This window comes from Bizionia gelidisalsuginis (assembly GCF_008086185.1).
Classification (GTDB): domain Bacteria; phylum Bacteroidota; class Bacteroidia; order Flavobacteriales; family Flavobacteriaceae; genus Bizionia; species Bizionia saleffrena.
This window is the reverse complement of record NZ_VSKN01000006.1, coordinates 146,392-159,370: the sequence shown is the minus strand read 5'-3', so window position 1 is coordinate 159,370 and position 12,979 is coordinate 146,392. Positions and strand designations below refer to the sequence as shown.

At 34.3% G+C, this 12,979-nt stretch carries 11 protein-coding genes; 4 read left to right on the top strand and 7 right to left on the bottom strand.

What is annotated here, in order from left to right; genetic code table 11:
- Positions 1-6: 6 nt before the first annotated feature.
- The 6 genes from ES677_RS06610 to tsaD all read right to left on the bottom strand — a co-directional run bounded on the left by ES677_RS06610 (position 7) and on the right by tsaD (position 4,862).
- Positions 7-1,095, bottom strand: a complete 1,089-nt coding sequence (locus ES677_RS06610; RefSeq protein ID WP_148368838.1) for an AI-2E family transporter — start codon at positions 1,093-1,095, stop codon at positions 7-9.
- A 54-nt stretch (positions 1,096-1,149) separates the two neighbouring features.
- The gene (locus ES677_RS06605) at positions 1,150-1,659 is read right to left on the bottom strand and encodes a TrmH family RNA methyltransferase (protein ID WP_317130606.1); all 510 of its coding nucleotides are present in this window, start codon (positions 1,657-1,659) and stop codon (positions 1,150-1,152) included.
- An 18-nt stretch (positions 1,660-1,677) separates the two neighbouring features.
- Positions 1,678-2,346, bottom strand: a complete 669-nt coding sequence (locus ES677_RS06600) for a DUF4159 domain-containing protein (RefSeq protein ID WP_148380805.1) — start codon at positions 2,344-2,346, stop codon at positions 1,678-1,680.
- Positions 2,343-3,050 carry a 16S rRNA (uracil(1498)-N(3))-methyltransferase gene (locus ES677_RS06595; RefSeq protein ID WP_148380804.1) on the bottom strand — a complete coding sequence of 236 codons (708 nt, stop codon included), beginning with the start codon at positions 3,048-3,050 and terminating at the stop codon, positions 2,343-2,345. The genes ES677_RS06600 and ES677_RS06595 overlap by 4 nt, the downstream gene beginning before the upstream one ends.
- On the bottom strand, positions 3,050-3,679 hold the full coding sequence (locus tag ES677_RS06590) for a peptidylprolyl isomerase (protein WP_148380803.1): 630 nt from the start codon (positions 3,677-3,679) through the stop codon (positions 3,050-3,052). Before ES677_RS06590 ends, ES677_RS06595 begins: the two co-directional genes overlap by 1 nt.
- Before the next feature lie 160 nt (positions 3,680-3,839).
- Positions 3,840-4,862: a tRNA (adenosine(37)-N6)-threonylcarbamoyltransferase complex transferase subunit TsaD gene (tsaD, locus tag ES677_RS06585; RefSeq protein WP_148380802.1), complete on the bottom strand. Its 1,023-nt coding sequence runs from the start codon at positions 4,860-4,862 to the stop codon at positions 3,840-3,842.
- Between the two features lie 160 nt (positions 4,863-5,022).
- Between tsaD and ES677_RS06580 the strand changes: the two genes are divergently transcribed.
- The 4 genes from ES677_RS06580 (at position 5,023) to ES677_RS06565 (ending at position 12,524) form a co-directional block, all read left to right on the top strand.
- Positions 5,023-9,411, top strand: a complete 4,389-nt coding sequence (locus tag ES677_RS06580) for a translocation/assembly module TamB domain-containing protein (protein ID WP_246124387.1) — start codon at positions 5,023-5,025, stop codon at positions 9,409-9,411.
- A 167-nt stretch (positions 9,412-9,578) separates the two neighbouring features.
- Positions 9,579-10,565, top strand: a complete 987-nt coding sequence (gene pfkA, locus ES677_RS06575; RefSeq protein ID WP_148380801.1) for a 6-phosphofructokinase — start codon at positions 9,579-9,581, stop codon at positions 10,563-10,565.
- Between the two features lie 12 nt (positions 10,566-10,577).
- On the top strand, positions 10,578-11,579 hold the full coding sequence (gap, locus tag ES677_RS06570) for a type I glyceraldehyde-3-phosphate dehydrogenase (protein ID WP_148368844.1): 1,002 nt from the start codon (positions 10,578-10,580) through the stop codon (positions 11,577-11,579).
- Positions 11,580-11,666: 87 nt separating this feature from the next.
- Positions 11,667-12,524 (top strand): N-acetylglucosamine kinase, encoded by an 858-nt coding sequence (locus tag ES677_RS06565; RefSeq protein ID WP_148380800.1) that lies wholly within the window; start codon positions 11,667-11,669, stop codon positions 12,522-12,524.
- Positions 12,525-12,531: 7 nt separating this feature from the next.
- On the opposite strand, the gene ES677_RS06560 is transcribed toward ES677_RS06565, so the two are convergent.
- On the bottom strand, positions 12,532-12,912 hold the full coding sequence (locus ES677_RS06560) for a Rid family detoxifying hydrolase (RefSeq protein WP_148380799.1): 381 nt from the start codon (positions 12,910-12,912) through the stop codon (positions 12,532-12,534).
- Positions 12,913-12,979: the final 67 nt, after the last annotated feature.

Here is a 12,979-nt window from a genome sequence, read left to right as displayed (position 1 = left end):
GCAATATTATAATCCTTTTGTTAGTCTTTTAACAATCCTATATTCAGATAAAAACTCTTTGGCAACAACTTTTAATGCCGTGTAAGCAGGAATAGCAATAATTAATCCTACCACTCCAGAAAGTAATCCCGCTATAATAATTACAATGAAAATTTCTAAAGGATGAGACTTAACACTTTTTGAAAAGATAAAAGGCTGGCTGAAAAAATTATCGACTAATTGCGCGATTATAAAGCCAATCATCACATAAATAGTTTTCGGTAAAATAACAGTACTAAAATCTTCTCCAACGTTGCTAGACATCGTTAAAAGAACAATTAAAAACGCACTGATAATGGGCCCTACATATGGGATGACGTTTAATAAGGCACATAAAGATGCTATTACAATGGCGTTATCTATACCAAATATTAATAGAACTATGGTATAAATAGTAAATAGTATAATGAGTTGCAAAAGTAAACCACCAAAATAACGAGATAATAAATCGCGAATTTCCGCAAACGATTTTTTTAATCGTTTTTCTTGAGATTTAGGAAATAGAGTGACTAAATTATCAGAGAACATCATACTGTCTTTCAAAAAGAAAAACGAGATAAATAACACTGAAAAAAGACCTAAACTAAAGCTTCCAAATCCAGTAATAATGGAGTTTAGGAAGTCGGGGATAACACTAAAATTAAGTCGCGATATTAACTTCGAATCTTTTAAAGACGCTTCTACATCCTCAGTATTTAATCCGAAGTGATTAATACCTTCTAAGTACAAACTTTCTACAGTAATTTGTAGCTCATTAATATCTAAAAGAGAAAGATTATGACCCTGTTCAATAATTAAAGGTATAAATAAACTGACTAAGCCCACTATCGTCGCGAAGAAAAACAGCATGGTAATAATAACGGCTACCAGATTATGAAACTTAAAACGATTCCTTAAAACCTTAACAATAGGTCGTCCTAATAATGAAATAACTCCGGCAATAACAACATATACTATTACGGCTTGAATTTTATAAATAAACCAAAGTCCTATAATTACTCCTGCAATTACAGCTAGTGACCTTAAAATACCGTTAGAGATCGTTTTAGAATTCATAGCGTAAATATACAGATTGCGTTAGACATTTTTTAATTATAATGTAAATGGCACTTATAATAATTGTTTCGTAATTTCGTATAGTGCAATATTAGTGGCTTGCACGACATTCATACTACTATTTTGGCCAAACATAGTAATATGAACTGCCGCCGTACTTTCTTTTAAACTCGTCTCTGAAACTCCAAAATTCTCGTCACCTATAATTAAGGCAATGGGCTGATTTGTTGGAAATTTATAGTGATGAATGGGTGTGCTTTCATTGGTGATTTCCAATGAAATGATACAATACTGTTGTGCTTTTAGCTGCTTAACAACTTCTGAAGCGTTATCGCACAATTGGTAACGCACTACTTTTTCTGTCGCTCGCGATGTTTTCATCATTTTACGACCTAAAGGAATATTTGAGCCACAAAAGATAAGCTCCGTAACACCAAAAGCATCTGCAATTCTAAATAAACTGCCAATATTTGGAGCATTTGTTACATTTTCGCACACAACAGTAATAGGAAATGTTTTAGGTTTAAATGGGGTGGTATCGTGGTTAAGTTGCACACTAGACATAATTAAAATGAAATAAGTTTAATTTTCGAATACGTATTTTAAAATGTTAGCGCCCATTTTAAGCGCTTTTTCTCTCACCGATTCGGGATCGTTATGTACTTCTGCATTTTCCCAACCGTTACCTAAATCAGATTCGTACGTAAATAATACTACTAGTCGTGAGTTATAAAAAAGTCCAAAAGCTTGTGGGCGTTTTCCGTCGTGTTCGTGGATTTTAGGTAATCCCTCGGGAAAATTATATGGGGTATTAAAAATAGGGTGATGCGCCGGAAGCTCAATTAATTCTTGATTAGGAAACACCTTTTTCAATTCTTTAGTAATGTAGGGTTCCATTCCATAATTGTCATCAATATGTAAAAAACCACCAGAAATTAAATAGTTTTTAAGGTTTATGGCGTCTTCATCACTAAAAAAGACATTTCCGTGCCCCGTCATGTGTAAAAAAGGATATTGAAAAATGTCTGTGCTACCCGTTTCTACCACTTCTGGTTTGTTCGTAATTTTTGTACCGATATTTGCATTGCAAAATGAAATTAAATTGGGTAACGACGTTGGGTTACTGTACCAGTCACCACCACCTTTATATTTGAGCACTGCAATTTCTTGCGCAAAACTTGTTGTAGACCACAACAAAGCAAAACTAATTACTGCTATAACGTATAAAGATTTCAAAGCGTGATGTTTCATAATTCGTTACTATATGCCACTGAATGGCAGGCTACTATTGCAGCAGTTTCGGTGCGTAATCTAGTATTCCCCAAAGCTACAGATTGAAAGCCATTATCTACTGCCAATTTAATTTCCTCTGGACTAAAATCACCTTCAGGGCCAATTAAAATAGTAATATCGGTATTCGGCTTGAGTTCGTTTTTTAAAGATTTTTTGTCCGTTTCTTCACAATGGGCAATAAACAAAGTGTCGCTATGTTGTTTGCCAACAAACGATTTAAAGGATTCCGCGGGGTGTAAAGTCGGTAAATAACACTGTAAAGACTGTTTCATAGCCGATTGTACTATTTTTTCAAAACGTTCTGCTTTTATTACTTTCCGCTCGCTATGGGCGCAAATAACAGGGGTAATGCTTTGTACACCAATTTCGGTCGCTTTTTCTAAAAACCACTCGTACCGATCGTTCATTTTCGTGGGTGCCACCGCTAAGTGTAAATTATAATTTGGTTTTGCCTTTAGCGCTTTAGCAATAATGACAGCTTCACAATTTTTAAGGTTGGGTATCGTAATTTCTGCCGTAAAAAGCCATCCTTTGCCATTAGTAATATGCATAGTATCTCCAGTTTCCTTACGTAAAACTTTTACAATATGCTTACTCTCTTCTTTATTAAAAAGAAAATGTTTTGTAGTTTCGGTGAGTTCTGGGTTGTAGAATAATTGCATTATAAATTCTCTTCAATTTTTAAAACGTAAACTTCTTTAATGGTTTTAATTCGGTGTGTTTTTAAAATAATATAATAACCGCGGTCTTTCTCCACAGAAACGGTATAAATATCGCCTACACTATGTTGCAAGTTAGCGGCTTCGTTTTCAATTTCTATAGGCATTTCATTATCCTTAAACCAACCAGAATCACCACCACGTAGCGCATTATCATCCATAGAATAGCGATTTGCTAAATCCTCAAAGGGGACATCGTTTTCGTACTTATATAAAATGGTTTTACGCATATTATAAATAGCACTAATATCTACTTTGCTTTCATCGAAATAAATATAACTAATTCTGTAGTGTGGATCGTTAGATTTTTCAATGATTTTATAAACGGTTTTCTTAAACTGAGACGGTACCGTTTTAGTAGTCCCTATAGGCATTGCCAATAAGGTTTGCGCTAAAGTAGATTTGTGTTTCTCTTCGTTAAAAGCCATTAACTTATTTCTCTTTGAAGTGCTTTTTTCGATATAGAGTTCGGCATCTTCAATATTTACTATGTTTTTGATGTCTTTATCCGCTTCTTGAGCAAAAATCGACAAAGAGCTAAAAAGATACAATAGGAGTAAAGCGTTCTTCATTATAAGTGTAAGATGATTAGATTGGAACAAAAAAACGAAAAAAAGTACTGTTAAAAAATTATTTAAGACAGTTATTAACGCTCGAGCTCATTTCGTTGTTATAAAGTTTCGGATTATTTTGGAACTATATTGAGTTTAGTAAGTAAAACGCAGCAGTCTATTAAATTTTTAATCGGGCTGAGGCCATAACATTATCTTCAGCGAAATCCTTTTCCAAATATTTTAAATAGCCAACAATCGCAATCATAGCAGCGTTATCTGTGGTGTATTCAATTTTAGGAACATACGTTGTCCATCCAAATTTTTGTTCGCCATTTTTAAGTGCTTCACGAATACCAGAATTTGCAGATACTCCACCACCAATCGCAATATGAGTAATACCGGTTTGTGTAGTGGCTAGTTTTAATTTATCTATTAAAATACCAATTATAGTATATTGTATCGCGGCACAAATATCGTTTAAACGTTCGGTAATAAAATTCGGGTTCTTTTTTACTTCCCGCTGAATAAAATATAATACCGCCGTTTTAAACCCTGAAAAGCTAAAATTTAAACCTGCGACTCTAGGTTTTGTAAACGGAAACGCTTTTGGGTCGCCTAATTTGGCACGACGATCTATTTCTGGGCCGGCAGGGTAGCCTAAACCTAAAATTTTTCCGCTTTTATCGTAAGCTTCACCAACGGCGTCGTCTATAGATTCGCCAATTACTTCCATATCAAAATAATGAGAGACTTTCACAATTTGCGTATGCCCGCCAGAAATAGTCATCGCCAAAAAGGGAAAGGGAGGTTTTTTAAAACCATCTTCTTCAATAAAATGCGCTAAAATATGGCCTTGCATATGGTTTACATCCAATAAAGGAATATTTAAACCAAACGCCATAGATTTAGCAAACGAGGTACCTACTAAAAGCGATCCCATTAAGCCAGGGCCACGTGTAAAAGCAATCGCATTTAAATCAGATTTTTTAATATTAGCTTGGCTTAAAGCCTGGTCCACAACAGGTACAATATTTTGTTGGTGAGCTCTAGACGCGAGTTCCGGGACAACACCACCAAATTCTTCGTGTATTTTTTGGCTCGCCACCACATTACTTAAAACACGACCGTTACATATTACCGAAGCCGCCGTATCGTCGCAAGAAGATTCTATTCCAAGGATAAAAATATTTTGTGAAGACATTATAAAAGATTAGGCATAATTATTGTTAATTTTGAAAACTAAATCATCTAAACAAGATGCTTTAGCGTAATACAAAGGTAATTTATTCTATAGAATTTTATAATTTAAAATTAGTATCAAAAAATTTCTAAAAATAGTAGGAAAACTAATAGCAACTCTAGTGCTATTATTCATCATTTTGGTGCTGTTTCTGTCTATTCCTGCTATTCAAACCCAATTAGGAAGTTATGCTACCAAACGCCTTAACGACGATTTTAAAACCAACATAAACATTGGTAAAATTGGACTTCAGTTTAATGGCGATGTAGAACTTAAAGAAATTTTAATTCGCGATTATAAAAAAGACACTTTAATTAGTGCTTCAGAAATTAATACTTCCATTTTAAGTTTTAGAAATCTTATTAATGGTCGACTTAATTTTGGAGATATTGGTTTAGAAAATTTAATTTTTAATATTAAAACCTATAAAGGAGAAGAGAAAACAAATTTAGATGTTTTTGTTGCACGTTTTGACGATGACAACCCGAGAACCAAAAGCAGTTTTTTAATGTCTTCCAGCGATGTGTCTATCTATAACGGTACATTTCGGTTTTTAGATGAGAATAAAGACACCGAAAAAATATTAGAATTTAATAACCTAGATATTAATGCAACTAATTTTTTAATAAACGGAAGTGATGTTAGTGCGCGAATAAACACTTTAGGTTTTGTAGATAGTCGTGGTTTGGTGATGAAAAATATGTCGACCAATTTTAAATACACGTTAACCGAAATGGTTTTTGATGATTTAGAAATTGAAACCCAACATTCTATTTTAAATGGCGATTTACGCTTCGATTATGATCGCTCGGATTTTTCCTCGTTTGCCGATAAAGTAAAGATTACCGCAAATTTTAAAGATTCGGATATTGCTTTAAATGAGTTAAACACGTTTTACAATGAATTTGGAGATAACCAACACGCGGTATTTAGCACCAAATTTTCTGGAACTTTAAACGATTTAACGGCTACCAATTTGCGTTTAAAAACAAGTAGAAGCAGTAAAATTTATGGCGATTTAAACTTTAAGAACTTGTTTAATAGCGATGAAAACAATTTTTCTATGACGGGCGATTTTACCAATCTTACATCTACGTATAGAGATTTAAAAGCTTTGTTGCCTAATGTTTTAGGCGCTTCTCTTCCCACTATTTTCGATAAGTTAGGTGTATTTGTTATTACTGGTAAAACGAATATTACACCTACTATTATTAACGCCCAATTAAATATTACGACCGATTTAGGTTTTATAAAATCGAATTTAAAAATTGCTAATGTAAATAATATTGATGCTGCAAAATATAAAGGAAACATTATTTTTGATGAATTTAAAATAGGTGCGTTTTTAGATGATAAAAATTTAGGTAATATCTCCTCTAATTTAGATGTTGACGGTGTTGGGTTTAAAAAAGATAACCTTAAGTCGCGTTTAAAGGGAGATATCTATGCTTTAGACTACAATAAATACACCTATCAAAACATTGCGGTCGATGGTAAATATGAAAAGAATGTATTTAATGGTAAATTAATTTCGAAAGATAAAAACCTAAAGTTAGAGTTTAACGGATTGGCAAATTTGTCTAAAAAAATTAAAACATTCGACTTTGTGGCAATGGTAGATTATGCCAATTTAAGTGCCCTAAATCTGTATACTAAAGACGAAAAATCTATATTTTCTGGTACTGTAGATATAAAAATGAAAGGCACCACCTTAGACGATGCCGTGGGAGATATTTTATTTAACAAAACCACCTATAAAAATGAAGTTGAAGATTATTACTTTGAAGATTTTGCCATCAGTTCTCGTTTTGTAGACGAAAAACGTTACATCCGTGTAAATTCTCCAGATATTATTGAAGGATCATTGAGCGGTGTTTTTAAATTAAGTGATATCGATAACTTATTCGAAAATTCTATTAAAAGTATTTATACAAGTACACCTCCAAATATTATTAAAACAAAACAATACATAGATTTTAATTTTAAAATCTATAATAAAATTGTAGAAGTGTTTTATCCAGAGTTAAACTTGGGGACAAATACCTTTATAAAAGGTCGGGTAGAAAATGATGAGAAAGAGTTTAAATTTACTTTTAAATCACCTAAAATATCAATATTAGATTATTTTGCCAGCGATATTGAAGTGCAAGTCGATAATAAAAACCCCCTATTTAATACCTATATAGAAATAGATAGTTTAAACACCAAATTCTATAATGTTTCAAAGTTTAATTTAATTAACGTGACGCTCAACGACACGCTTTTTATGAGAACCGAGTTTAAGGGAGGGACGAGAAATGATGACAAATTCGATTTAAGTTTTTACCATACTATTAATGAGAAGGATAACTCGGTAGTTGGTTTTAAAAAGAGTGCTGTTGTATTTAAAAACAATAGTTGGAACATAAATGAAAAAGGTAATAGCCTTAATAAAATAGAATTTAATAACGGGTTTAAAAACATTAAAATCGAAGAATTGGTGATGAACCATTTCAATGAAGAAATTAAACTTTCGGGTGTTTTAAGAGATTCGACCTATAAGGATTTAAAATTGAATTTTAAAGACGTCGATTTACAAAAAATCACCCCACGAATAGATAGTTTATCACTGGCAGGTACCGTAAATGGGAAGTTAGATTTGCTTCAAAAGGATGGTGTCTATTTGCCAAATTCTACAATTACTATAGACGATTTAGAAATAAACAGACAGTATTTAGGCTCTTTTGATGCTAAAATCACCGGAAATAACTCATTAACCAATTATAAAGTAAACGCGAAAATTAAAGACGATGTTTCTAACTCTTTTGAAGCCATTGGAGATATCGATTTTTCGGGCGAGAATTCGCAAATCAATTTAGAGTTGCTTTTTAATAAATTCAGTTTAAATCTTTTATCCCCACTTTTAGAGCCTGTATTGTATAATGTAAGAGGAGATATGTCTGGTAAAGCTACCGTGACTGGAAATTTAAAACAGCCTAGTTTTAATGGTGATGTCACCGTTAGTAATGGTGGTTTAGGGATTTCAGAATTGAATGTAGATTTCGATTTTAAAAACACAGCGTCTGTTACCTTAAAAGATCAAAGTTTTGTATTTAATACGGTAAAAATTTCTGATACAGAATACCAAACAAAAGGGATTATAGATGGTACGTTGAGCCATACAAATTTTTCGAAATGGAAATTAGACCTAACCTTAAGTACCGACCGACTTTTAATTCTTAATACCAAATACACCGAAGAATCGTTGTATTACGGTACTGGTTTTATTGGTGGTTATGCTGAAATTAAAGGCCCTACCGAAGCACTTCGTATTAGCGCGGTCGCAGAAACTAAAAAAGGAACAGAGTTTTATATCCCGCTTAACGATTTAGAGTCTTTTGGAGATAACTCGTTTATTCATTTTTTAACGCCCGAAGAAAAGATTGAAAAACAAAAAGGGAATGTCGTTAAAGCTAAAAAAGTAACGGGTTTAGAGTTAGATTTTGAGCTCGATGTTACTAATGATGCCTTAATAGAAATTGTAATGGACAGACAAACGGGGAGTTCTATTAGAGGTCGAGGCGTAGGGAGTTTACTGTTTAATATTAATACCAACGGAAAATTTAATATGTATGGCGATTTCGTGGTTTGGGAAGGATCTTACAACTTCTTATTTGGCGGATTTGTACAAAAAGAGTTCACTGTAAAACCCTACGAAAGTTCGTTACAATGGAATGGCGACCCGCTAAACGCGCAGATAAATATTAAAGCGATTTATAAAACAAGAACGAATCCTTCGGCGTTATTAGATAATCCTATTTCTCAAACTATTCCAGTCGATTTAGAGATTAATTTAACCGGAGAATTAGAAAAGCCAGAACCCAATTTTGAGTTTGAGTTTCCTAACGTGAGCTCAACTTTAAAGTCAGAATTAAGTTACCGATTAGAGTCTAAAGAAGATAAAGACAATCAGGCGTTATATTTGTTGGCAACGGGTAGTTTTAACAGACAATTTAAAGATTTTAATGTCACCGGAACCTTAACCGAGCGTTTAAACGGATTGGTTAATGGCTTTTTCTCAGATAGTGATAGTAAAATAAACATTGGTTTAAATTACGAAGCAGGCCAAACCAGCCCCGATTATCAGTCGGATGATCGTCTGGGGGTAACGCTACAAACTAAAATCACCGATCGCGTACTTATTAACGGTAAAGTGGGGGTGCCAGTTGGTGGCGCTTCAGAATCGGTTATTGCTGGAGATGTGCAAATCGATTTCCTTTTAAATGCCGATGGAACGCTTACTGCTACCGTATTTAATAGAGAAAATAGTATTCGTAACTTTGGTGAAGAAATAGGCTATACGCAAGGTTTAGGAGTCTCTTACTCTGTGGATTTTGATACTTTTGGCGAGCTTATTCGAAAAGTCTTCGCTAAAAAAGAAGAAGAGGCTATAATTGAAGAGGATGAAGAAAACTTGGAAGCTAAAACGGCGCCACTTCCCGAAGGAATGGGGATGAAAAAGAAAGAATAACTGCCTTTAGTTTCTATAGAATACAAACAGGGTCTTACTACTATTCATACTTTTATACTTTCTTTTTTAAAGTGTTCGATTTTTATAAAAACCTTTCATAAATTTCACTTAAACACTACGCTATATAGATTTTCTTTATTAGATTTACTATTCACAATACGACATAGATGACTAATAAAATAAAGAAAATCGCGGTGCTTACTTCTGGTGGAGATGCTCCTGGAATGAATGCGGCTATTCGTTCTGTAGTAAGAACCTGTGCTTTTTATAATGTGGAATGCGCTGGCATTTACCGTGGTTTTCAAGGATTAATTGAGGGCGATTTTAAGGCGTTTAATGCTCGAAGTGTAAAAGATATCATCAACAAGGGCGGTACAATTTTAAAAACAGCGCGCTCTAAAGAATTTAGGACTCCTGAAGGACGACAAAAAGCCTATAACGCACTTAAGGAAGCTCATATTGATGCATTGGTGATTATTGGTGGAGACGGTAGCTTTACGGGAGCACTTCAATTTAATAAAGAGTTTAACTTCCCAGTAATGGGTATTCCTGGAACTATAGATAATGATATTTTTGGTACTACGCATACATTGGGTTACGATACAGCACTAAATACAGTGGTGGAAGCGATCGATAAAATTCGTGATACGGCAAGTTCTCATAATCGCTTGTTTTTTGTTGAAGTAATGGGTCGAGATGTGGGGCATATCGCTTTAAACGCGGGGGTTGGAGCAGGAGCAGAAGAGATTTTAATTCCTGAAGAAAATATAGGTTTAGACCGCTTATTAGACTCCTTAAGACGCAGTAAGAAATCTGGGAAATCGTCTAGTATTGTAGTCGTTGCTGAAGGTGATAAAATAGGAAAAACCGTTTTCGAACTTAAAGACTACGTTGAAGAACATATGGAAGAGTACGAAGTGCGAGTATCTGTTTTAGGACATATGCAGCGTGGTGGTTCGCCATCTTGTTTCGACCGCGTCTTGGCGAGTAGAATGGGAGTGAAGGCGGTAGAAACCCTTTTAGAAGGGCAAACGAATTTTATGGTGGGCTTACTAAATGATAAAATTCAATTAACGCCTTTGGAGAATGCGGTAAAAGGAAAGTCTGAAATAAATAAAGAATTAATGCGTGTGTCAGATATTATGACCACTTAAAAGAAATTATATATGTCGAAATTAAAATTAGGAATTAACGGTTTTGGAAGAATAGGTCGTGTGGTATTTAGAGCGACTATGAAACGAGAAGATGTGGAAGTCGTTGCTATCAACGATTTATTAGATGTTAATCATTTAGCGTATTTATTAAAGTACGACTCGGTTCACGGTCGTTTTGACGGGACTATCGAAGTGAAAGACGGTCATTTAATTGTAGACGGAAAAACAATAAGAACAACCGCTGAAAGAGATCCTAAAAACTTAAAATGGAATGAGGTAAATGTCGATGTTGTTGCTGAATGTACCGGTCTATTTAAATCACACGAAAAGGCAAATTATCATATTATAGCAGGGGCAAAAAAAGTAGTGGTTTCTGCACCTAGTAGCGATGTGCCAATGTTTGTAATGGGCGTTAATGATCAAGATATAAAAGCAACAGATACTATTATTTCTAATGCGTCGTGTACTACAAATTGCCTAGCGCCACTAGCAAAAGTGATGGAAGATAATTTCGGGATTGAAGAAGGTTTAATGACGACTATACACTCCGCAACCTCTACACAATTCACCGTCGATTCACCATCAAAGAAAAATTACAGATTGGGTCGCTCCGCTTTAAATAATATTATCCCTACATCAACGGGGGCAGCGGTGGCTGTTGGTAAAGTAATCCCGACGTTAGATGGAAAATTAACAGGAATGGCGTTTCGCGTACCAACAGTAGATGTTTCTGTTGTAGATTTAACTTTGCGAACAAAAAAAGCAACGTCGCTTAAAGAAATTAAAGCGGTCTTTAAAAAAGCGGCCGAGGGGTCCTTAAAAGGAATTGTGGGCTATACTGAAGATGCCGTAGTGTCACAAGATTTTGTGGGAGAAGCTAGAACCTCTGTTTTTGATGCCGATTCTGCTATCGAATTAAATCCCAATTTCTTTAAATTAGTGGCGTGGTACGATAATGAGTTTGGATATTCTAACAAATTAGTAGATTTAGCTGTAAAGGTTCACAGTTTATAAAAGATTTCAGTTATTTTTGAATACCATTTTAAAATGATCTAGGCATACCATCTAGATCATTTTTATTTTTAATATTTTATAACGCTTATGATTTTAATTGCCGATAGCGGATCGACTAAATGTGACTGGATTGCCGTAGATAAAACAGGAGTTTTACCAGTGCAAAAAATAAGAACCAAAGGGCTAAATCCAGCGATTTTAAATGCGGAAAATCTTCAAGGAATACTTAATAACTCCGAAGCTTTAAAGGCTTTACAGCGCACTGTTACAGAAATCTATTTTTACGGTGCAGGTTGCGGAACAGCCATTCCTAAAGCGCTATTAAAAGCTGTTCTAGAAGCGGTATATATAAAAGCGACTGTTAGTGTTAATGAAGACACAATGGCTGCTGTTTACGCTACAATTACAACTAAAAATGAAGCGGGTATCGTTTGTATTTTAGGAACGGGATCCAATTGTAGTTTTTTTGATGGCAATAGTGTGCACCAAAAAATAGCGTCGTTGGGTTATACCCTAATGGACGATGCGTCTGGTAATTATTATGGTAAGCAATTATTGCGCGATTACTATTTTAATAGTATGCCCGAAGAATTAAAAGAGGTGTTTAAAAACACCTACGATATCACACCAGATACAATTAAATTTAATCTTTATAAACAACCAAATCCAAATGCTTATTTGGCAGATTTTGCGGAGTTTATGGTTAATAATAAAAGCACTGACTACTGCAATAACCTTATTATAAAAGGAATGCGTTTGTTCGCTGAAACTATGATTTTACAATACAAGGAAGAACTAAAAATATATCCTGTACATTTTGCGGGCTCGTTAGCTTATTATTGCCAAGACGAAATACAAATAGTCGCCAAAGAATTTGGTTTTAAAACAGGCCGCTTTGTAAAGCGACCTATCGAAGGGTTGGTGGCGTATCATACTAAGAAATAATTACATATTATTTCACGGCAATCATACTAATTTCAACATTTACATATTTTGGTAAATTTGCAACTTCTACAGTTTCACGCGCAGGAGCCGTTGCTTCATTAAAATAAGCACCGTAAACGTCGTTTATTTTAGAGAAATTGCCCATATCGCTAACAAAGATCGACGCTTTAATAACGTTTTCGAAAGTCATATCGGCAGCAGCTAAGACAGCTTTCATATTTTGCATTACTTGTTCTGTTTCCGCTACAATATCACTAATAATAAGCGCGCCGGTTTTAGGATCGAGTGCTATTTGTCCGGAAGTATATAAAGTGTTTCCGGTTAAAATAGCTTGATTATACGGTCCAATTGGAGCAGGCGCATCCGTTGTATTAATTATTTTTTTCATTGTAATAAAGAGTTTCAGATTAAATTAATAATTATAAAAAGAGCAGGTCAGTAAAAGGATAAATACG